We start from the raw sequence: 20,820 nt of genomic DNA on the forward strand, positions 1-20,820 counted from the left end.
CGGATCGAGGTCTGCTACAATTCCTCCGCTCAAGGTACTAAGCAAAGGAGCTAATTCCCGAGCAAGAAACACCTCTGCGCCTTTCTGCTCTGCAAAGAGATCTGCCTTGAGTTTGGAAGCGTATGCCTCAGCCTCTGTGATGAGTTGATTCCCTAACGACTCTTTCTCTACATACACAAGGTCGCCCTCCGATCGAATCGCTTTCCCCTCCTGCGGGGCAGTTTCCCGAATAACCGAGACATCAGCTTCTCCTCGGGCTTTCAACTCAACAAGCTGAGCTTCCACTTCCGCAAACGCTCGCTCGAAATCACTCAATCTTTCGCGTTGTACTTGTAGATTCTTCTCTGCGATTGCTTGATTTACTTCGGCTACCTCATAGGTATAGCGTCTCAACAAGACCGCTTCCGCCTCAATCCCTATAGGTCTGAGAGCTTGGTTCATCTGAACATGAGCATCCCTGATACTTTCATGTTCACGCAACTTTGGGTCGTAGAATTGAGCATTGGTAAGCCTGCGCAAAGCCTCTCCCACCTCACGCTCAGCAGCAGTTCGGATCCGAGACACCCAGTTTTCCGGTTGCACTCCGACTTGCTCCGCAAGGTCCGCTGGACCTCCGGTCAAAAGCACTCCTTTCTCGACTCGTGGCTCTGGAAGAATTCGAGCAAGGATGGTCACATCAACCAGAATCTGACCTTTATCCACCGTCTCAATATTGATCGGGGGGAACCAATACTCGTCGGATTTCCCCGCTACTGTCAGCCCAGCTCCTTTTGGGTCTTTATAGGCTCGATTAAAGTGCACCGCCTGTAAAGTCGATGGAACCCGAACAACGGATGTGAGATAGCCTGTTGGTTCTCCCCAGTGATAGCCGGGACGCAGCACCTTTTTTTGATACCCTTCGTTTGGGCCAAAGCCTATCTGCCGAATGCCGTAAGAGCCAGGAGGGACTACCACACCAAAGGTATAGGCAACAGCAGCAGCTATTACGAATGGTATCGAGATGATGAATAATAATCGGCGCACAATACACCCCTCCCACGGGACCCCGTAATCCATCTCATACATGCGTTATTACGGCAAGAATTAGCTTTTATTTGGGGAAAAACTTCTTCTCGATCATCGCCCTATCACCTGATCAGCAGCAGGCAAAAGAACGCATGTTAGGAGATTTTAAGGCGGGGAATATTCAGATGCTCAGGTTACAGCTCTAGCCCTTTAACAAGGCGACAAGCTCATCTCGGGAAGGAAGAACCATGAGAGGCAAAGGATTGATGGACTTTCCCGCTACTCGAATCTCATAATGAAGGTGGGGCCCCGTAGACATTCCACTGTTGCCAACGAGTCCCAAGACTTCACCACGACAAACTCGCTCCCCCCTCCTTACCAGCGTTTTTGAAAGGTGTGCATACCGGGTTACAATTCCACTGTCGTGCTTAACATCTATCACGAGACCGTACGAGCGGGTGCGACGTACAGACGAGACAGTACCCTCAGCTGTGACATGGACGTAGCTCCCATATGGCAATGCCAGATCAACTCCGTGGTGCATCCGTGTTCGTTTCGAAAAAGGTGAGCGTCGAGGACCGAACTCTGAATTGACGTGCCCATTTCCAGGAAAGCCAAGTGGAACGCCTCTGAATCGTTCAATAGTCTGGTCGAGCTCGTGCATGACCAATGCCGAGACCTCTTCAGGACCATATGGCTCTAAATCCGGTACAGTAAACCCTTTTGTTATCGCATCGAGAGAGGTTTCAAGCCCTCCGGTTCCCTGAGCATCGGGCTCTGAGGGGAGTTCTAGCGCATCTCCCGCCCAACCTTTGGAGTCAGGTTCTTCACCACCGATATCAGTAAGCCCATCTCCATTGTTTATGGAGCTATTTCGAGAAATTCCACTGTCTCTCCCAGCACTATTACTCTCGGGGCCAACTTTGAGGCTCCCTAACACCTCGTTGAGTTCCCCGAGCCTTTGAAGGACTGCTAACTGTTGGGATTCTATGGAACGGTTTTTCTGGCGCAATTCGTGGATACGAGCTGTAAGTTGCTCCGCTTCTGACTGAAGCTCTTCGTGCTCACTTTGAAGAGACATAAGCGAAAGAGCATCTCTGAATCGAGCGATCTGCACACGAGAATAGTCACCAGCGATCACAAGACCAGCCCCAACCAACACGGACACGGCGAAGAGTAAGGCCAGTCCTCTCGAGGCTGAAAAACGGAGCTTCCTCACGGTGCCACTGTCTGAGGGAACAAGCCAAACGCAAAACTGTCGGGAAACAGCTGCCTTAAGCGACTCGCGCCATATTTTCCTCAAATCTTTCATGACTGATAAATCACCCTATCGATGCCAGCGTCTTCCGACTTGCTCATCGTAGTAGTCGTCGCCGTGCCGTCTCAACGTACGAACGACCCAAAAATCTACGGCTCCCGACGGTACCGAAAGCTGGCACCTTGGTCAATTGGCACCATCGTCAATTAGTACCCTAGTCAATTAGCAGCTCGGTCAATTCTCTTCCAAGCGCTTCGAGACCAACACACTATTGGGCCTTTCTGACCAATCCTTCAGATTTAGATGCCAATAACTCCCGCGCTGACTCTCTCGCTGCAGTCGTAACCTTGTACCCTGAGAGCATCTTCGCTAACTCTTCGACCTGCTCATCACCACTTAAAGTGTTGATATTACTGCGAGTTCGCCCATCTACCTCCTTAAAAACCGAGAAGTGGCGGTCGGCGTAGCAGGCCACCTGAGGAAGATGAGTTATGCAAATAACTTGGCTAAACCCACTGATATCATACATTTTTTCTCCAACAGCCTGAGCAACTGCTCCAGAAACTCCCGTATCAACCTCGTCAAAGATCAATATGTTAACCCCACTCTTATCCCGAAACACCTTTTTAATAACCAACATTACGCGGGAGAGTTCACCACCGCTGGCTATCTCTGAGAGAGGCTTCGGCTCTTCTCCTGGGTTTGGGGCAAACAGAAATGTGACGCTTTCACTGCCCCGTTCCCCAGGCTCATGTTCCTGAAAAGAGAGTTCAATGGTTACGTTCGGCATGCCGAGATCCTTCAACTCTTTTCTTACACTCTTTTCAAACATCCGAGCAGCTTTATACCGCATCTGTCTTAATTCGTGTGCCGATGTTGATACCATCTCACGTTTTTCATGGATGGCGTCTTTGAGTAGCCCCTCTTTGCCCGTTTCATCGCTCTGACTGGAGTCGTTCTTCGCTCGCTCTAACAACAGATGAAGCCCAGCATCATCTGTCTTGTACTTCCTCTCAAGACGCGCAAGCTCAGAGAGTCGCTCTTGACACCGCTCCAATTCACTTTGTGCTTCCTCATCTGGAAAATGATGCCTCCCAAGAGCCCGCTCTAACTCAGTAAGCTGTCCAACGGATTCATCAAGATATTTCAAAGACTCAACGCTGATATCAGAAGAGAGATTTGAGAGCTCCTTACGACATCTTGCGAGAAGGCTAAACACTCCACGTTCATCAAGTAAGAGTTCAAGTGTTGATTTAACCGAGTGCGCATTTTTCTCCGCATCTCTCAGTCTTTGAATCTCCTCTTCCAGCTTTCCTCGCATCCCTTCCTCGGGATCTAACTCAGACAATTCATGTATAATGAATTCAAGCTCTGCCTGCCGCATGAGATTCCGTTCTTTATCACCCAGAAGCTTTTCAAGCTCTCCCTCTAACTTCCTCAACTCTCGGTAGTGCTGTTTATAGACCGAGACCGCACCTACAATCCCTGCATACTCATCCAGGAGATCCAACATGTATTCCGAACTATGGAGCCGCAACTGCTGACCCTGAGTACACAAAGCGAGCATGCGAGAAGATATTTGTTGGAGCATTTGAACCGTACAGAGACTCCCGTTCATAAACACCTTACCGCGTCCCGTTGAACTCATAGTTCGGGAGAGTAATATTTCTTCGTTATCTCGAACCTGCTCGGGAAGCAGCTCTCTCACATCCGTTGGAATATCTGCCAGTGAGAGGAGTGCTTCGATCTCCCATCCCTCGGTATCTTTCCGGAAATACGACGCCTTTGGTCTTGCCCCAAGTATCAGCTGAAATGCGTCAAGAACGAGCGATTTACCTGAACCCGTCTCTCCACTGATTACGTTGAGTCCAGGAACAAGCTCAAGTGAAAGCTCCTCTATTATGGCAAAGTTGCGAATGCGAAGTTCTACCAACATATAATTTCACCCAGATGGAAATGTAGAGCGCCGTCCGTTCAGTCACTAAAAACCTCTCATGCTTGACTTCAATTCCGCTTAGAAAAGAACGAAAGTTTCAAAAAACCCGAGGAGAAAAAGAAGAGACACCGTTAACCGCAAAAGGGCCAGCTTCGCTGATCTTTCAGCTTATGGACTTTATACTATCTCTAGCATGCGTTATTCAACATTTCTTACGCCCCATCTTAACTTGGTTCGTAAGATCTCGAAATATGACTTCCGTTTTGACTGCACAAAGGTAACTACTTGTGGCGAACGGGTGACGCGGACTTCATCCCCGGGCTCAAGAGAGAATGACTCTTGGCCATCAACAAGAAGAAATACCTGTCCCTCATAATTATCTGGAACCTCAATAGTTATCCTCTTTTCTGACGGAAGGATGAGCGGTCTCGCAGTTAAGGAGTGCGGACAAACTGGTGAAAGCAAGAGTGCAGAGATTTCTGGATGGACAATAGAACCACCAGCAGCCAGCGAATATGCCGTTGAACCAGTTGGTGTGGCAACAATTAGCCCGTCGCCCTTCAAATCCATAATTGGCTGCCCCTCAACATGAAGATTCAAGGTGAGTAGACGGTCCCGAGTCCCCTTCTGGACTAACGCTTCATTTACCCCCTGACACGTAAACAGCTCCTTATTATCTCGATAAACCGACGCCAGAAGCATATCGCGTTTCCCGAGCAACGCATTGGAGTTCAGTACATCATCAAGAGTCCCCAGACACTCATCTGGAGCAATTTCTGTGAGAAATCCCAGAGTTCCAAAATTGACGCCTAGCAAAACAGGCGCATTCGCCTTTACATGTCGCGCGACTCCAATCAGGGTTCCATCACCCCCTAAGGTCACAATTGGGTCGGCTTTCACCGCCAACTCTTCTTCCGAAACGATCTTGTCGAGTTGAACATCGAGCTTGTCAGCCAATTCACGCGAACCACAAATCGTATGCCCCTTTTCATGGCACCACAGGACGACTCGCTTCGCGAGATCAACGGCTTCTGGGACCTCCGCCCTTACAACGAGACCAACTGTTTTCAAAGTACCTCCTATCCTGACCGAGATGCTCCTATTCTCTGAGTCTCTATTGTATCCTCTGTTGGCTGAAATGCGATACCCACTGGAAAAAACCGTGGTACCACCCTACGCTCTAATCGCTTCAGGGATGAATCTTCGGCAACGGTTGCCTGTAAAGCCGCATACCCTGCTGAGGAATCCTGATGCGAAGGGTCTTCGAATGGAATCGGTACGCGAGTGGCCTCAAGCTTTGCCACGGTTTCGCGCCAATGCAGCCGTACCCGAGAACGGTTGCGGTACTCCTCTCCTGTGGCTGCTGAAATCAAACGACCAGGGCCCGAGTAAACTGCCTCCATGAACCCATTGTAAGACCTCTGTTGTTCGTCAGGAAGGAGTTCAACGAGTCGAGGTGAGTCGTATCCAGCAAGACGCACAAGAGTTTGCCCAGCGAGCACAAACGCATACGGCGGAAACAGCACTGCACCAGTGAGATCAAGTGCTGTCTCACCTAGCCCTGGTCCATAAAAAAAGTTGCCAGCCGCCGTGTTCAGCACCTCGCCTGTCTCCCTCTTGGTCAAAGGCACGGTTGCTATTCTTTGCGCTTGCTCTTTTGTGAGAAGAGGCGTTTTCAGATGCGGAGCATCTGTGCGGGATACACGCTCTCCTCTTTCGACTTGCTTATGATGTCCTGGAACAGGCAATCGTCCTGCAGAACACGATGACAGAAAACACGTTGTCAAAATAATAACGAGGATGTGCAACGCACGTTGGGTTGAAATAGTCCCTCGAGAATTCCCTAGCACTGGGAACCGCGAAGTAGCGAGAATAGCGCTTATCGCTTTGATACCCTCAGACATGAACCTCATAAAACACCTCCCACAACAACCGAAGACAAACCGTGTTCCATAGTATCGGGGAGAAATCACCTTAAGAAAAGGGTAGAAATGACGGAGGAGCCAAAGAAACTTTCCCTGAAGAACTTAAGTAAAAAATCGCTTTCAAAATTCAGAAACTGTCCGATACACTAGGTAGGAAATTTTTCTATCGTTCGCCTGGAGCAAATCATGCACACGACCTCTAAGAGAGCTAAGGGCTCTTCTGTATTTACAACCCCCTTCAGTCAAACAGAGTTCTTATTCGAAAGTCTCGTTTCGTGTTTCCTCGTAGCTTGCCTTTGTCTCCTTGGCTCCTCAACTCTTTATGCTCAGGACACTCAATCTCAGTCTACCAATACGGTCATCGGTGTCTCTGGTCGAGATGACAAACAGTCCCGGAGTCCTGTTGTAACAGTAACTGCCATACCTGGCTCAACCAACACTCGACTTCTCGTAGATGCCTACCAGCGAAACGATGAGTATCAGAAGTATCCGATGCAATTTGATTTCTACATCAACAGAAGGCTTTTTTCTTCTCAGTACAGGTCGGACAGGCTCCCAGGAGCAGTTGGTGTTGATATCGGACCTGATATTGCCACTCTTCCTTTTAACTATGCGGTTATAGTTAAGGTTCTCACTCCACACGGAGATTCCTACACAACAGTGGTAGAAAGTGCGGTTTTTGCATCCTTTCTAAACGGTCGGCTCGACTGTACGGTTTCTTTTGTCAGCTCTGAAAACTCTGATTTTGTGAAGAACTCTGTCGATATCACGCAAATAGGAAATAGCAGCTTACAGTTATCATTTGACAACGCGAGTGCTATTGCCTCTAGCAATACGGTATCCGCATCGCTAACAGCGACCGTTGATACGGAAAGCTCGGATACCACTCCGACAATGACTGGTACGCTTACAACAACTCTTAACGGCTCTGCGGCATCTCTTCGAGTAGAGTCAGTCAGTGGATCCGCGACTCTTGGAGATAATGGAATTGCTGGAATTTCACTCTCAAGCGAAGACGGTTCGCTTACCCTAACGTGTTCCTAACGGTGTGGCGAACCGCCCTAAGGATGTGGCGAACCGCCCTAAGGATGTGGCGAACCGCCCTAAGGATGTGGCGAACCGCCCTTACAGCTTGGAAAAAAATTGGAGCATCTGCGGAGAGTCCCACTGACGCGGACCGACGAACTTCAGCGCGAATGAACCATCAGAATCGAAGTCAGGGACGAGCATAATCTTCCCCTCCCTATCCAGCACGAATGTTTCAGGATAACCGGCGAGTCTGTAGCGCTGCTTTGACCTTCCGCTACGGTCATGAAGGAAAGGGAATGTCACAAGATTGCGGTCCCTGAATTTACGAAGGGCCGAGTCGTCATCCTCCACCCCGATAGCCACGACCTGAACCCGGTCTCCTAATTTACTCTGCAGCTGTAATAGTGATGGCATTTCGTCTTCGCACGGCTTACACCAAGAAGCAAGAAAATTCAGTACCACTATCTTGCCCCTAAATTTTTCTAGAGTAACAGCCTCGCCATCAAGCGTATTGAGCTCAAGGTGCGGAGCATAACTGCCAGGAGCCAGAGAAGTATCCTTTAGAGAATTACATCCAAGAACGAGAACGAATGATGCAAAAAGCAGGGAGAAGCGGAGAACAAGAACTGGAATCGCTGCTGACCTACAACCGCTAGGCAGAACGCCATAATATCGCGGCGTACGGACTACCGACTCCTTACCCAGAATGCTAGGAACTCTAAAAGACTTCAGCGCACGCACCAGTAGTTACGACCACTTTTACTGATTATTCTTTGCTTTCTGCTCTTCGCGCTTTTTCAAGAAGTTTCCAAATTTACGCTGGAACTGATCCACACGTCCTTCGCTGTCGAGCACTCGGGCTTTTCCGGTATAAAACGGATGACAGTTTGAACACACGCCGATGTTGATCTTTTCAGCCACAGAGCCAATAACAAACTCATTACCACATCCACCGCACTCAACAGTGGTATCGCTATACTCTGGATGTATCTCTGCTTTCATTATGAAGCTCCCGAACAAACTTTTAACTCGTAAACTCTCTTCTGGCTCTACCATTCTCATGAGGCCGTTCCAGTCCTGCCGAAGAGTCTCAACACCCTGTCAGCCAGCCTAAATTTTCATCCGCACGCCTTCTCTTCAAAGCTCAACTTTTCCGAGAAACCCATAGAATCCAGAGCGTTGCAGAGTAAGGCACTCAGGCATCCCAGTCAAGAGCAGCCCTCGGTTACCCGAAAAATGTGCCGCATCTTCAATTGCCCTAATCTTCAATTCCATTGAGCAAAGTACGCAACTCTTCCGGTAGGGGTCTGCGCCGCCGAGTAGCCCCAGACATGGCGACGAGCTCAAAGGATGCTCGAACTGCTAATCTTTTCGGGAACTTAAATATCTCCTGTTCTACAGAGAACCCGCTCTCTCCCTGAAATGCGAGGAGCTTCACCCTACATCTCAGGGAACCTGCCTTAATTTCTCTGAAGAACTGAATTTCAGACTTCGCTAATACGAGAAAGCAGTCTTTTTCTAATAATTCCTCCTGAGGCAGTCCGAGATCTGCCAAAAACTGGACTCGAGCTTGCTCTAAAACTCGCAAGACATCAGCGTGATGGAGATGTTGATACTGTGCTTCCAGCATCTCTGGGTGAATCTCATATTGCATTTCGAATCGACGGCTCATGGGTCTATCGTGGCATGCCTGAGAGCTCCTGTATAGGAGTAAGCCGCAACTCTCTCACTCTCGAATCTCACCATAAAGAGGCGCGTTGTCAGTCCGAGTTTCTCATCGCACACAAAACAAACAAGTAGTCACCGATTACGAAAAACAGTACTATGTGGACCACACTGTCTTGGGCGCATAACTATGACAAATGAATCCGTTATATCGAAAGAAGTTCGAGCGAGAATACGCCGTGTTCAGCGCGCCATGCGCAAGCATCACAAAAATTCTGCGCTTATTGTTTCAAGTGGGATTCCGAAGCAGCGATCTCGCGACCTTGTCTATTCATTCAGTCAAGAGGAAAACTTTTTCTATTTAACGTGCTCTCAAATTACTGACTCTAGCTTGATCGTTTTTAGTGATGAGAGAAAGTCTCTTTTGATCACTCCTGAAATTTCAAAAGAAAAGATTCTTTGGGATGGAAAAGGTGAAGCTCCTGAACGAATCGCAAGGAGAACTGGCGCTAGACTTGTATTCAGTCAATCAACCCTCAGTGAAGTAAGAAAAGCTCTTCATTCTCAAGTTGACTGGCTCTTTTATCCCAATGAAATGGGTCAGGATGGATATTCCATGGCCCGAGAACTCCTCGCCACCCCCTCACACCATCGAAAGAGCGCTCCAATTGTGCTCGCGCATCTGGATACCATTCTCGAACCACTTCGATTGCAAAAAAGCGCTTTCGAAATCTCAAGAACGAAGAGTGCGGTACAAACCGCATGGGAGGGGCTAAAAGCCGTTCGCTCACTGATAAAGCCGGGGGCTTCCGAAGAGTCAATCGCTCTATCCCTACGCCATGCAATCGAACGTCAAAACTCAGCAGAAAGTTTCCCATCAATTGTCGCCTCTGGCCCCAATGCCGCTGTTTTGCACCACTCACCAAGCTCAAGAACGTTAAGAGATGGAGAGTACCTCACCATAGATTTTGGAGCCATCGCCGATGGGTATGCATCCGACGTTACCAGAGTATTTTCCATTGGCGACAAACTCCCGCCGACCCCGCATCGAGAAGCGCTTCAATTACTCACTGAGACACAGCAACAGATGGTTTCCCGAATTCGTCCCGGGCGTGTCTGGAAGGATCTTCAGGATGAAACAGAGGAACTCCTCTTGAAGGGACTGCTTGATATCGGATTGCTGAAAGGGTCTCTACCAAAACTCAGAAAAGCCAGGGCTATAAGAAAGTTTTTCCCGCACTCCCTCGGCCACTCGTTAGGACTTGCCGTACATGATGTTGGTGCGCTCCGTTCTACGGGAGATGCGAAGCTTTTACCCGGCATGATTGTAACCGTCGAGCCAGGAATTTATTTACAACAGGGCACAAAGAAAGTTCCGGCTTTTGGAATGCGCATCGAGGATGACATTCTAGTTACCAAAAAGGGAGCAACAAACTTAACACGAATGATTCCAAAAGAGTAAGCGAAGAAGAGCGAGATGCCCCCTATTGGCTTTTCTATTACCTCTCATAACGGGCTCTCTCTACTTGAGGCTCAAATTTTTCCTTCGCTTGCTTGCCTCTTTCCCTAAAAAAAAGGAACACTCTTACACTCATGAAAATTGAGGGGCGTTCAAATCGCTACGAATTGAGTTCATGAAGGAAATGAGGTGAAAAGAACACCAATATGACTCAGGCAGCCGAAGACAAAGCACCGATTACATGGAAGGTATTCGTCCTTCTCTCAATAATCTTTCCGATGTTCCTCTTACTTCTTTGCGAGGGAGTATTCCGTCTGCTGCTCTTTGCCGGCGCTTTCCAATACGAGAACAAGAACTCAGTACAGTTAGAGATGCCTTCCTGGATGGTGCCTGGCACTACAAAACCAAAGACGTTTTCCAAACAAGAAATCGAATGGATGGCGAATTTTCAGAGCGGCAATGGATTCAGGGTTCACCTCGTTCCCTCTCAAACCTTCTCATTCGTGGATACGTTCTCGTGGAAGGAAGGAGCAAAGCCTCGATTTACGGTCAAAAGTAATAACCACGGCTTTCGTGGGGACGATTTTTCACTCAAAAAACAAGCTGATAGTATCCGAATCGTTGCTTTTGGAGATTCTAGTACCTTTGGTTGGGGCGTGAGTGACGATGAAACCTACCTCGCTCGCCTTTTAGCGGAGATCCGGAAACATTATCCGCAACACGACTTTGAGCTCATCAACTTTGCAATGCCAGGGGACTCGTCCGAGTTTGGCAAGCTAATCTTCGATACGTATATTGACCAGCTATCTCCAGATATAGCTATTTTTGGATTCGGAGCAAACGACGCCAGGCTTGCTACGCTACCTCATCGAAAAGCAGTGAGCTTTTTTCAAAAACAGGGCGCCCTTCAGCGAGTTCGTTCAATGTTATTGCGAAACTCACGGCTCATACAGGCAATATCAACTTTCCTCAGCACACTGTCTGAGAACTCAGAAGGTTCAGTGTCATTACCGGGAGAAAAAGGACCTGCAGTTTCAATCAAAGAGTATCGTGAAAATCTGAGGTACTTTCACCGAAGAAGCGCTCAAGCAGGAGCGAGTGCTATTTTCTTTGTCGCTGCGTGTACGCCGCCCTCATACCAGAAGGCTATGCGTAAGGTAGCTGAGAAACAAGGAGCTATGTACATTCCTGCCCAAGTTCTTCTACGACAATCAATACCAGAGATACAGGCTGGTAGAGTACAGCATCCACAATTAGAAACGATCCAAAGAGACTACGGTCCGCTTCTTGGACGTCATCCCGTGCTCCATGTAACAAGTGATGCGTGCCATCCAAATGCACTTGGTCATGAAATTATCGAACGAAACCTTGCCAGCTCGGCTATCAGTAAAATTGCTCTCATGAGTCGGGCCAAATACTAGACATCTTTTAATCATTCCAGCGCGCGGAAGCCCCATAGTCGTGCGTTGTAGGAACAATGCTGCTGAGCTCGCCACGTATTGCTGTTATCAATGAATCTAGCCCCTTTCCTGTACGCGCTGATATGGAAATAGCACCCGCATCTTCACCCAGCAGCACACCTTGTCCACTCGACACAACATCGCATTTATTCCGAACAAGGAGTCGAGGAACATCTGAGAGCTCCATCTCCGTGAGCACCTTTTCTACCGCTTTTATCTGCTCTTCGGCATAGGGAGAAGAGCCATCAACAACATGAAGAAGTAAATGCGCCTCATAGAGCTCTTCGAGTGTCGCTCGAAAGGCATTACGCAATTCCTCTGGGAGCGAACGAATGAATCCTACCGTGTCAGTAAAAATTACGGGGGAGCCGTAGGCGCCCAACAAGGACTCTTCTTCAGTTGGCGGCAATACATACCGACGCTGCGATGGCTCGAGGGTAGCAAAGAGCTTGTTTTCTGCTAATTCCGAACTATTCGTAATTGCATTAAATAGAGTAGATTTACCCGCATTGGTATACCCAACAATCGCTATTAATGGGAGGGGCACCCCTTTCCTTTTTTGGCGACGAAGCTCTCTCTGGCTTTGCAATTTATCAATACGCTTCTCCAAATCCCGAATTCGATCGCGGGCCCTTCGCCGGGAAATTTCAAGCTTTGTCTCTCCAGGTCCGCGTCCCCCAATTCCACCTGTTAAGCGTGATAAGCCAGCGTCTTTTTCAACAAGTCTTGGCAAGTTATACTTTAGTTGCGCAAGCTCGACCTGCAATCTTCCGTCACTACTACTGGCTCGCTGCGAGAATATATCGAGAATGAGCATGCTCCGATCTAGCACTTTAAGCTCTGTTGAATTCGTAATTACACGCCACTGAAAGGGCTTGAGCTCCCCATCGAAAATTAACAGGTCAGCTTCAAGCCGAAGTGCGCGAAGAACAATCTCTTCAATCTTTCCCCGTCCTACCAACGTTCTTGGATCTGGTGTGCGTCGCTGAACCACAGAATCGACAATATTAACTCCAGCGGTTCGAGCTAGCTCTTTAAGTTCTAAAAGGGACTCTTCCCAATCCATTTTATTCTTCGGATACACTCCAATCAGAAGAGCTCGATTTTCTTCAGTGTGATGACTTGGAACGGCATCGAGCTGATCTTCGACTGATTCCATCAGTTCAAGAAAAGACTCCTCACCCTCTCGATATCGGAAGCGTTCTTCTGTGTGGTAGGGGTCTTCCTCTACTCGCAAACCTCCAATAAGATGCGCGTAGGTAACGGAAAGGTCTGTTCCATTCTCTCGTACACTCACAACGGCATCGAGTCTGAGCTTCTCCAAGTCGGTGTAAATGTCAGTAGGAATCTGCGCGGGACTGCTTCCCTTTGAAAGAGAAGAAAAGATCAATCTAAGCCTCCTCAGACGTCCCTTACCAAGGCGATAACGACCAAGATCCGGCAGGTAGAGAATCTCGCGAGTTCCCACAATAACCTTCTCAATCCTTCCTTCACGAGAGACGACAACCCCTATCATCCGTCCTAGAGAACGAGCAACCTGATCTATCTCTCGTCCTAACTGGAGAGAAACTATCTCTGTGGGCTCCACAGAACGCCTAAAGAGCCGTTCAACCTCTCTCACCTGAGATGGAGAGAGCCCACGCAAGTAGCCTTCTAATTTCATAAAGAATGCCTATTCTGCTCGAGAGATACTTTTCTTGGCGAGCAGCACCTCTCTCCGTATACTTCCAACAATAAAGGTATGGGGCTCAACACTGTATTCGAAAACAGAGAACTATGCGAGTGCTCAAATAAGGAAAACTATGTTTCTTCTTATTTGACGCATCGCGTTTTAGTCGGGGGACTATGAGAACGGGACCACTCATTCGTAAAGGGCACAACCACTTTCCTGCGGACCATACTTCGTCACCACGAGAATCTCAATCTCATCCCGAACAGATATCAATGTTCCGTATTAGCGCTGCTAATCCTGATAATCTTCCAGAGCTAGAAAAAATCGTCGGGCTTTTCATGAAAGACCCATTTAGCCTCTTCAGGCTTTCCTTGCCAAGCATACAGAGAGAGTCTGATAAAAATCAGAGTGATTGGGGTATTCGATCGTCCAGTAAACGCTCGGGCAATCTCACGCAAATGCTCAAGCGCCAAATCTCAGGTAAGGCAATGCTCCTGACAGTGCAGATGGAGGGAGAGTTGTTCGCTGCTATCTTACTGCGCCCCCTCTGGCATATTCCAGACACCTTTGAAATCCTTGCTTATGGGGTGAACTGGGACTGCATCATGATGGACGGTTTGTTCGATGAGAATCTTCTCTCGAACTCACGGGGACGAGGCAGATTGAGTCAGCATTTTTTTCACCTGCTCACATCAAAGCTTGCATGCTCGACTCACTCGCAATTATCGAACCCACTCTCCTTCTTCACCTTTATCAACAAAGAACAGCTAAAATATACCTCTCGTTCACATCTCTCTCTTCTTGAGTGCCTCCCTGTAGGAACGTGTAATTTTCATCGTATCCAAGAAGAAAATAGAGCGTGTGTCCTTTCCATTTTTGGAGTACCGAATCATTCGAATGCGGAGGCAGGGGGTGTATTACGTCGAGTTTCCCAAGCGCCATCCCTCCATTCAGAAAGGCAACACTACAAACGAAAATCGGCACTCTCGAACAAGGTGTTTCTCCCATTAACACTGCGCCCGTCACTAACCAGGATATTAAAGAGCAATTACTCTCTCATGGGCCTCCATTATGAAATCGCTTCAGAGGAACCCTCTTTTACGGCTGGTCCACAAGCCTTGGATAAAAAATCATTGTATGTCGGGAGCGATGGTCCGCTCATTCACTCGTTATCAGAAAAAGAGAGCCTCGTGGGCCTTGAAGAACTCTTTCGACGTGGCAATGAACTGACTGCCATCTTGCCCTTATCCTCTGGAAGAACCTTCGGCCTATTTTCCCCAGGACATACGCCACTCAAGAGCCTCCTCAGGTTAAACCTCACAAAAAGCAGGTATGGTCAACAAGGAAGCGCTCTGGACGTACCAAATAATGCAGCTGTATCAAATGATGCACAAACGCATTTCTTCCCTGACCTCATTGAGTGAAAAGTGCTATCATAAAGCTCAAAAGCTCAGCGAGTTAAGGAAGAACAACAATGAAGAAAACTGAGATCTGCAATCAGCGCCAAGCGCTTCGGGGATTTTTCATTTTTACGGTTGCTTACGGCGCATTGATCGGTCTCGGGATAGCAATTCTTACATTGATTGCGTTTCTTCTCGGGAAGATTCTTTGACTCTTGCAACGAGAGCGTAACATTTCGATAGAGACACATGCCCTTAAACCCCTCCTCCCCCACAGTTATTCTGTTCTCTCGTTCACCAAAAGATGAGTCGGCAAAATCTCGACTGCGAAAAACTTTACCCGATTACTTCATAAACCAACTTCACTACGCCTTTGTCTTCGATAGCGTAACGGTGCTGAAAGAAATTATGCAACAGGCAACTGTGACCTGTAGTTGGGATGTCAACAGCGAACCAGAGTTAGATTCTCTCATCGATCTCTTGCCTGACGCTGATCATTGCGTACAAGTGGGGGCTTCATTTGCAGACAAGTTAACTCATGCGCTAAGAGCTGAACGAGATAAGAAACTCGGAGCTCTAATCGTTATCGGCTCTGATTGTCCTCTCCTTAGTCCAGATATTCTCTTGGAAGCAATCGAAGCTACCCTATCAGGGAATCTCGTCATTGGCCCTGCTCCTCAGGGTGGATTCTATCTCCTCGGGCTACCCCCAAAATCTGAAGTTCGAGACTTTCGTGAGATTCTCTCTCATTCACTGGAGGTATTATCCTTAAGAGAGGCCTACAAGAGTTTGCCCCTGTACACCCTTCCCTATCTGTACGACATCGACCTTGAGGAGGATCTCGTTTCTTTGATTGCCGAACTCCGTCTCAGAGAAGAAATGGAAAACGAATTGACAGGGAAGAGTTGGATTCCTGCAGCGACCAGAAATCTCTTACAGAATGTCCAGATAAACACCGAGCAAGATACTCGCGACAAAAAATTAGTGGTCGAGTAACCGGAAAGAAAAATCCCCCACCAGCAGATTTTCCACTGTTAAAGCAATCAGATGGCCCAAACTCCCCCATTTCTTCTCCCCTTTTTCGAGGATTACAGAAAAATTTTTTTCTTGAAGGACTTTACTTAAGTAAAGAAGATGCTACCCTCCGACGCCTCATAACAAGAACGGAAGAATGAACAGAAATTGAAATATGTCGGTATCTCACCAAAGTCTGACCCCATCGGAAGACTCCATTCCAGCTGCTCCGTTAGAAAAGTTTCAGCTCTTTACCTTCAGTATGAATGCTTGGGAAAGCCTGGGAAATACGCAGCTTGCAGATGCAAATCAACGAGGCGCAGAGGCTCTCTTAAAAAACTCTGAACAGCCCCTTCAGAGGCAGATGCTCTACTCGCTACAGTTCAGTACAACGATCAGCCAGGAAGCTGAAGCGCTGAGAGCGCTTCAGCTTGTATCAAAAGCATTTTCCGTGGGAAATCAAGTTGCCGAATATTTCCTGAATCAACATCCGTCAACGACCGTTAACTTTCGCGCTGCTCGACTCATCCTGAATAACGACTCTCATGAAACACTCACAACGAGGGATACGGATAAATCGGCAAACTCTATAAAAGCAAAGGCCAGTGAGCTCTTCGTTGAACTTGGAGCAAACTTCGAGCAAGTCGTCTCGTCCATGATTCAACTGAAATCCGAGGCGAAAATGGGCAGCTTCGATAACAATCCACTCATAGGACAGCTTACCGATCAGATTAAATATCTCGCGAGACCGAAGACCCAGAAACTTGTAATTTCGTATCTGGAAGAATCACTTGTCGACAAAAATGCTGGGGTTCGGCTTGCTGCTTCTATCATTCTTCGTGACCTCTTGGACACCCCTCTACTCTCAATCGAAACCATGAATCGATTAAGTGAGATCGCACCTTATGAAGAGAATGACCACGTACGGTATTACATGACTGAAGCGCTCTCGATTGCATTACACCGCAAAGAGGCTATTGAGTTTCCAGAGACGAGGACAAATATAGCTCGGGCTCTCTTAGATCTCAGACACGACCAGGACCCAGGGATAAAAAACATTGCCGTTCGAACCCTAGCGTGATCGGCCGCACGACTTCATGAGTTTGTGTTAACCAACGCCTCGAGATTGCTCCCCTTTCTCCAACTCTAAACACGATAAAACTCCATCAACAAGTTTCTGCGCCGCAGATTCTGGCTTATGGCGCTCTGATAGAGCATTAAACAGATTCCTTCCTATCCGCTCAACCTCTGGTGTCTCCTGTTGAGCGAGCCGACTAATCCAACTATTTAGGCTATCAAGCTGTTCATAGTGCTCCCCTGCTTTGAGTTCCGAACCATCCATCGCTTCCGGGGTGCTCATGATGGGACAACCAAATGCAGCAGCTTGGAATATTTGCTGTTCAACGGAAGAATACTCTCTGCTAGGAAGAATCAGTGCTTCACACCTGAGAAACTCTCCCTCTTGCAATGCTTCTTGGTGACAAAACGTCACTCGAGAAAGACTCTTTACTCGTGAGGCGATTTTCTTAACGCTAGGATTTGCAACTAAGACGAGCTCACTATCGGGAGACCGCTCTACAACCTCAGGCCAAACTTCGGCCAGAAGCCAGGTGAGAGCATCACTATCAATTTGCCCCCGAAAACTCTCAATACACAGAAAACGACCAGGAATCGGGTTACGAGGCGGAGTGTCTTCAGGAAACGTAATGGCTGGTGGTACCACCGTTTGCCGTATCCGAGGCAACGACTCTCGAAATTGAGAAGCAGCTCTCTGAGACCCCGATAAAACTCCGATCGTTTTCCTTAACAATGCTAATTCAAACTCCTTGACCAGCTCCGCCTGCGTCGCATAGTAGTTCGCGTAAAGCGTCCCTGAGCTATGGCGCGCCGCGACCCTCCATCGTTGCGCCTGGACGGATTCTGCTCGATAGAAAACTGGCGGAACATTTGGCGATAAGGTCATTCGTTTTCCATCGAAAAGATGACAACTCCCCTCAAGGCCATCGTAAAGAATCAGATCCCAGTCAGGGATGACCTCTGCGTACTCTCCAGTCACTTTCAGCTCGCGAAGCTTGCGGATTCTGCCGTCAAAGAGAGCCTCAAAAGAATTCATGATTCTTTTGTTGAAATAGGGAAGATATTCAACTGGCACCTTCGGGATCATAAGCGCTTGCCCGATACAAAGGCATGCGCGGGAGAACAAGGTCCGGGGCAAACGTCCCCGAGAGAAATTCAAGATATTTTTAATCCCAAGGTGAGAGATGGATGCTGGAGAGATTTCTGGGCTTCCCTTCGTGATGAAGGTCACCAGATCTATGGCCACACCTAGCTTAACAAGCTCTTGGATCAGCAAGGCAGAGGAGGAAGGCAAAGACGCTTCCCGCTTATCATTAACCACTTGTGGGGCTACCCACAAAATTTTCAGAGCTCGCGTTTCATCTGACATGCAGCAACACCAACGGTTTCTCTCAAAAACTTATATGTCCCTGATAATTAACTACCATAACGTGCTTCAAACAACCCCTATAGATATCGCAGGTTGCCGCCTTCTCGGGTAAGCCAGCTCTATGACGGACATACGACACATCCTGCCCCGCCTTTTTTGTCTCTATACCCTTAGGAGGTCTTCATTTGAGTCAGTATGCCAGCTCTGCAATCAATGGGATGGGACTCTTGTCTGATGCTCTCTCGTCAAGCAAAATCCCGAGGAGAAAGAGAACTTACGGCATGACGTTGATCGTAGTAGGCTTTTTGGAGGGGAGCCTCACGAAGCTCTCATAATTCAAAATAGACACTTCTCTCGTAAAGGGGCCATGGCAGATAACGACAAAAATATATCAGGAGACCGAGTTGTCATTCGTGGCAGCGCACACTTTCTCGAAGAATACGAACTGCCAGCTGAACGTTCTGAATACATTGACGACTTCTGGGAAAGGCTATCTCCATTTCTTCACAATCCAGCGCTCGCTGGAATATTGCTGATGATAGCGACTATTACTGCGCTGGTCTGGGCGAACTCAGGTTGGGCTGATTCTTATGAGAAGATATGGCACACGTATTTCGGTATCACTATTGGGGATTACTCTCTTAAATATTCACTGCAACACTGGATTAATGACCTCCTCATGGCATTTTTCTTTTTTGTAGTGGGCTTGGAGATTAAACGTGAAATTATTGCTGGCGAACTTTCCACCGTATCGAAGGCGATCCTCCCTGTAGGTGCTGCAATCGGTGGAATGGTTGTACCAGCGCTTTTTTATGTCTTGTTCAACTTAGACTCTCCATATCAGAGAGGCTGGGGAATACCGATGGCAACGGATATCGCGTTTGCCCTCGGAATATTGAGCCTTTTTGGTTCCCGAGTCCCAACCGCCCTCAAGATTTTTCTAGCAGCCCTTGCTATTGCCGACGACATTGGAGCAGTTCTCGTAATCGCGCTCTTCTACACGGAAGGACTTGAACTGTTCAAGATTATTAGTGGGTTTGGCTTCCTCGGAATACTTATATTTTTCAATATCATCGGCGTACGAGAGTCCCTCCTCTATCTCATCGTTGGAGTCGGTGGAGTGTGGCTTTCGTTTCTCCTCTCTGGCGTTCATCCATCGGTAGCAGGAGTTCTCGCTGCCTTTGCAATTCCCGCAAGACGCAAGCTCAATACAAAGGCTTTTTTAATAGCAATCAAACCACACATGGAGGTCTTTGAGCAGGAGTTTAAGGATTTCCGAGCCTCGCAACGCTCGCCATTCTTGGACAAACATCAACTTCGCTCAATGTTTATGCTCGAGGAAGCATACAAGGCAGCATCTCCCCCGCTACAACGCATGGAGAACCGGTTACATCCATGGATTTCTTTTGGGGTAATGCCATTGTTTGCTCTCGCTAATGCTGGAGTACACATCGATATGGCCAGCATTTCTGGTCTTACTACACCACTTGGTCTCGGTATTATTTTTGGTCTCTTCGTGGGGAAGCAGGTCGGAATATTCTCCTTCACCTATTTCATGGTAAAATTTGGGCTGGCAAAACTACCAGATCGGGTCAATTGGCTTATGATTTATGGGATGAGCTGTCTTGGTGGACTTGGATTTACCATGTCTCTATTTATTTCCACGCTCGCTTTTAAGGGAAATGATTTTGCCTTAGAAGAAGCGAAGCTCGCAATTCTTATCGGCTCGCTACTGAGCGGAATAGTGGGGTCGGTCTGTCTGTATTATGCCTGTAAGAACGATGAGAGTTCTGAGATGATAGACGACTCGCTCTAAAAGTGCATTCACACCCAGCACGCGAGAAAGCTGTCATGAAGAAAAGAGCCTGTCGGAGGACATGAACAAAAGAGCCTGTCGGAGGACATAAAGAAAAGAGCCTGTCGAAGGATGGGCTATAAGCGGGATTCTGTTTTCTGTAGCCATTCATCTAGGCGAACCATTGCTGGTTCACTCTTGCAGCTCTACCCGGAAGACTCATCGCGGGCTACGATGTCGCAAATCCCCTTACCCGAAGGTAAAGAGAGATAACGAAACTTCCCTACTCGGCCTTGCTCCAGCTGGGGTTTACCAAGCCAGATAGGTTACCCTATCTGCTGGTGAGCTCTTACCTCACCGTTTCACCCTTACCCTGACAAGCCCCTTCATAGAAACTCGCCACGGCGGTCTGTTCTCTGTGGCACTTTCCCTTGATTACTCAAGGCCGCCGTTAACGGCCAACCTGCCCTTCGGAGTCCCGACTTTCCTCCTGTACCATAACCTTACCAGGTCGATACAGGCAGCTACACGCCCGTCGCTTCGACAAACTCTTTCACGATTGTACCATGACCAGGAACGAGAACTCCAGAGGGGTCGCTTGTTTAGCGAAATAGCGGCTGGGAGAGCCTTGCTGACTTCTCGTACTCAAAAATTAGCCGGCAGACCGTTCTCCCTCTTCTTCCTGTAAATATAAAATCCTGCCACATCCACGGCATTTTACTAAGTCGCTTCCCCTTGCAATCTGAACCATCATCT

At 48.0% G+C, this 20,820-nt stretch carries 17 protein-coding genes and 1 other RNA gene; 7 read left to right on the forward strand and 11 right to left on the reverse strand.

All coding sequences use genetic code 11. From position 1 onward, the window contains the following. From EBR25_08790 to EBR25_08810, 5 genes are all read right to left on the reverse strand, one after another. Positions 1-1,023: hypothetical protein (locus tag EBR25_08790; GenBank protein ID NBW41086.1), on the reverse strand; the 1,023-nt coding region annotated here is incomplete at its 3' end. A gap of 184 nt (positions 1,024-1,207) precedes the next feature. Continuing rightward, positions 1,208-2,317, reverse strand: coding sequence for a hypothetical protein (locus EBR25_08795; protein ID NBW41087.1), 1,110 nt, complete (start codon positions 2,315-2,317; stop codon positions 1,208-1,210). A 214-nt stretch (positions 2,318-2,531) separates the two neighbouring features. Further along, entirely contained in the window at positions 2,532-4,199 is a 1,668-nt protein-coding gene (recN, locus tag EBR25_08800; protein NBW41088.1) for a DNA repair protein RecN, read from the reverse strand. Between the two features lie 198 nt (positions 4,200-4,397). Then, positions 4,398-5,339 (reverse strand): NAD(+)/NADH kinase, encoded by a 942-nt coding sequence (locus EBR25_08805; GenBank protein NBW41089.1) that lies wholly within the window; start codon positions 5,337-5,339, stop codon positions 4,398-4,400. Then, a complete protein-coding gene (locus tag EBR25_08810; GenBank protein ID NBW41090.1) occupies positions 5,279-6,103 on the reverse strand; it encodes a hypothetical protein in 825 nt (274 codons plus the stop codon). The genes EBR25_08805 and EBR25_08810 overlap by 61 nt, the downstream gene beginning before the upstream one ends. Positions 6,104-6,310: 207 nt before the next feature. On the opposite strand from EBR25_08810, the gene EBR25_08815 reads away from it, so the two are divergent. After that, positions 6,311-7,168: a hypothetical protein gene (locus EBR25_08815; protein NBW41091.1), complete on the forward strand. Its 858-nt coding sequence runs from the start codon at positions 6,311-6,313 to the stop codon at positions 7,166-7,168. An 81-nt stretch (positions 7,169-7,249) separates the two neighbouring features. On the opposite strand, the gene EBR25_08820 is transcribed toward EBR25_08815, so the two are convergent. The 3 genes from EBR25_08820 to EBR25_08830 all read right to left on the reverse strand — a co-directional run bounded on the left by EBR25_08820 (position 7,250) and on the right by EBR25_08830 (position 8,825). After that, complete coding sequence (locus EBR25_08820) at positions 7,250-7,897, reverse strand: TlpA family protein disulfide reductase (GenBank protein ID NBW41092.1); 648 nt, start codon at positions 7,895-7,897, stop codon at positions 7,250-7,252. Between the two features lie 15 nt (positions 7,898-7,912). Beyond that, the gene (locus tag EBR25_08825) at positions 7,913-8,155 is read right to left on the reverse strand and encodes a 50S ribosomal protein L31 (protein NBW41093.1); all 243 of its coding nucleotides are present in this window, start codon (positions 8,153-8,155) and stop codon (positions 7,913-7,915) included. Positions 8,156-8,411: 256 nt separating this feature from the next. Beyond that, positions 8,412-8,825 carry an acyl-CoA thioesterase gene (locus EBR25_08830; GenBank protein NBW41094.1) on the reverse strand — a complete coding sequence of 138 codons (414 nt, stop codon included), beginning with the start codon at positions 8,823-8,825 and terminating at the stop codon, positions 8,412-8,414. 183 nt (positions 8,826-9,008) lie between these two features. Between EBR25_08830 and EBR25_08835 the strand changes: the two genes are divergently transcribed. Together EBR25_08835 and EBR25_08840 are read left to right on the forward strand one after the other, a co-directional pair. After that, a complete protein-coding gene (locus EBR25_08835) occupies positions 9,009-10,280 on the forward strand; it encodes a M24 family metallopeptidase (GenBank protein ID NBW41095.1) in 1,272 nt (423 codons plus the stop codon). A 203-nt stretch (positions 10,281-10,483) separates the two neighbouring features. Continuing rightward, positions 10,484-11,698 carry an SGNH/GDSL hydrolase family protein gene (locus EBR25_08840; GenBank protein NBW41096.1) on the forward strand — a complete coding sequence of 405 codons (1,215 nt, stop codon included), beginning with the start codon at positions 10,484-10,486 and terminating at the stop codon, positions 11,696-11,698. Between the two features lie 7 nt (positions 11,699-11,705). On the opposite strand, the gene hflX is transcribed toward EBR25_08840, so the two are convergent. After that, positions 11,706-13,400, reverse strand: coding sequence for a GTPase HflX (gene hflX, locus EBR25_08845; protein ID NBW41097.1), 1,695 nt, complete (start codon positions 13,398-13,400; stop codon positions 11,706-11,708). A gap of 281 nt (positions 13,401-13,681) precedes the next feature. Between hflX and EBR25_08850 the strand changes: the two genes are divergently transcribed. The 3 genes from EBR25_08850 to EBR25_08860 all read left to right on the forward strand — a co-directional run bounded on the left by EBR25_08850 (position 13,682) and on the right by EBR25_08860 (position 16,904). Then, entirely contained in the window at positions 13,682-14,833 is a 1,152-nt protein-coding gene (locus EBR25_08850; GenBank protein ID NBW41098.1) for a hypothetical protein, read from the forward strand. A gap of 225 nt (positions 14,834-15,058) precedes the next feature. After that, the gene (locus EBR25_08855) at positions 15,059-15,805 is read left to right on the forward strand and encodes a DUF2064 domain-containing protein (protein NBW41099.1); all 747 of its coding nucleotides are present in this window, start codon (positions 15,059-15,061) and stop codon (positions 15,803-15,805) included. Between the two features lie 193 nt (positions 15,806-15,998). Further along, positions 15,999-16,904 (forward strand): hypothetical protein, encoded by a 906-nt coding sequence (locus EBR25_08860; protein NBW41100.1) that lies wholly within the window; start codon positions 15,999-16,001, stop codon positions 16,902-16,904. Positions 16,905-16,931: 27 nt separating this feature from the next. Here EBR25_08860 and EBR25_08865 read toward each other — a convergent pair whose 3' ends face one another. Next, positions 16,932-18,269, reverse strand: coding sequence for a hypothetical protein (locus tag EBR25_08865; protein NBW41101.1), 1,338 nt, complete (start codon positions 18,267-18,269; stop codon positions 16,932-16,934). A 367-nt stretch (positions 18,270-18,636) separates the two neighbouring features. Here EBR25_08865 and nhaA point away from each other — a divergent pair, with 367 nt between their 5' ends. Next, positions 18,637-20,085: a Na+/H+ antiporter NhaA gene (gene nhaA, locus EBR25_08870; GenBank protein ID NBW41102.1), complete on the forward strand. Its 1,449-nt coding sequence runs from the start codon at positions 18,637-18,639 to the stop codon at positions 20,083-20,085. Positions 20,086-20,188: 103 nt separating this feature from the next. On the opposite strand, the gene rnpB is transcribed toward nhaA, so the two are convergent. Continuing rightward, an RNA gene (rnpB, locus tag EBR25_08875) (RNase P RNA component class A) lies at positions 20,189-20,604 on the reverse strand. Positions 20,605-20,820: the final 216 nt, after the last annotated feature.

Source organism: bacterium (genome assembly GCA_009926305.1).
In the GTDB taxonomy this organism is placed as follows: Bacteria; Bdellovibrionota_C; UBA2361; order UBA2361; family RFPC01; genus RFPC01.

What these genes read in the sequence shown, in the direction of transcription:
- recN (NBW41088.1), bottom strand. Translation starts at nt 4,199, where the DNA reads ATGTTGGTAGAACTTCGCATTCGCAACTTTGCCATAATAGAGGAGCTT.
- EBR25_08850 (NBW41098.1), top strand. Translation starts at nt 13,682, where the DNA reads ATGTTCCGTATTAGCGCTGCTAATCCTGATAATCTTCCAGAGCTAGAA.
- nhaA (NBW41102.1), top strand. Translation starts at nt 18,637, where the DNA reads ATGGCAGATAACGACAAAAATATATCAGGAGACCGAGTTGTCATTCGT.
- EBR25_08860 (NBW41100.1), top strand. Translation starts at nt 15,999, where the DNA reads ATGTCGGTATCTCACCAAAGTCTGACCCCATCGGAAGACTCCATTCCA.
- EBR25_08830 (NBW41094.1), bottom strand. Translation starts at nt 8,825, where the DNA reads ATGAGCCGTCGATTCGAAATGCAATATGAGATTCACCCAGAGATGCTG.
- EBR25_08825 (NBW41093.1), bottom strand. Translation starts at nt 8,155, where the DNA reads ATGAAAGCAGAGATACATCCAGAGTATAGCGATACCACTGTTGAGTGC.
- EBR25_08795 (NBW41087.1), bottom strand. Translation starts at nt 2,317, where the DNA reads ATGAAAGATTTGAGGAAAATATGGCGCGAGTCGCTTAAGGCAGCTGTT.
- hflX (NBW41097.1), bottom strand. Translation starts at nt 13,400, where the DNA reads ATGAAATTAGAAGGCTACTTGCGTGGGCTCTCTCCATCTCAGGTGAGA.
- EBR25_08810 (NBW41090.1), bottom strand. Translation starts at nt 6,103, where the DNA reads ATGTCTGAGGGTATCAAAGCGATAAGCGCTATTCTCGCTACTTCGCGG.
- EBR25_08835 (NBW41095.1), top strand. Translation starts at nt 9,009, where the DNA reads ATGACAAATGAATCCGTTATATCGAAAGAAGTTCGAGCGAGAATACGC.
- EBR25_08865 (NBW41101.1), bottom strand. Translation starts at nt 18,269, where the DNA reads ATGTCAGATGAAACGCGAGCTCTGAAAATTTTGTGGGTAGCCCCACAA.
- EBR25_08815 (NBW41091.1), top strand. Translation starts at nt 6,311, where the DNA reads ATGCACACGACCTCTAAGAGAGCTAAGGGCTCTTCTGTATTTACAACC.
- EBR25_08855 (NBW41099.1), top strand. Translation starts at nt 15,059, where the DNA reads ATGCCCTTAAACCCCTCCTCCCCCACAGTTATTCTGTTCTCTCGTTCA.
- EBR25_08840 (NBW41096.1), top strand. Translation starts at nt 10,484, where the DNA reads ATGACTCAGGCAGCCGAAGACAAAGCACCGATTACATGGAAGGTATTC.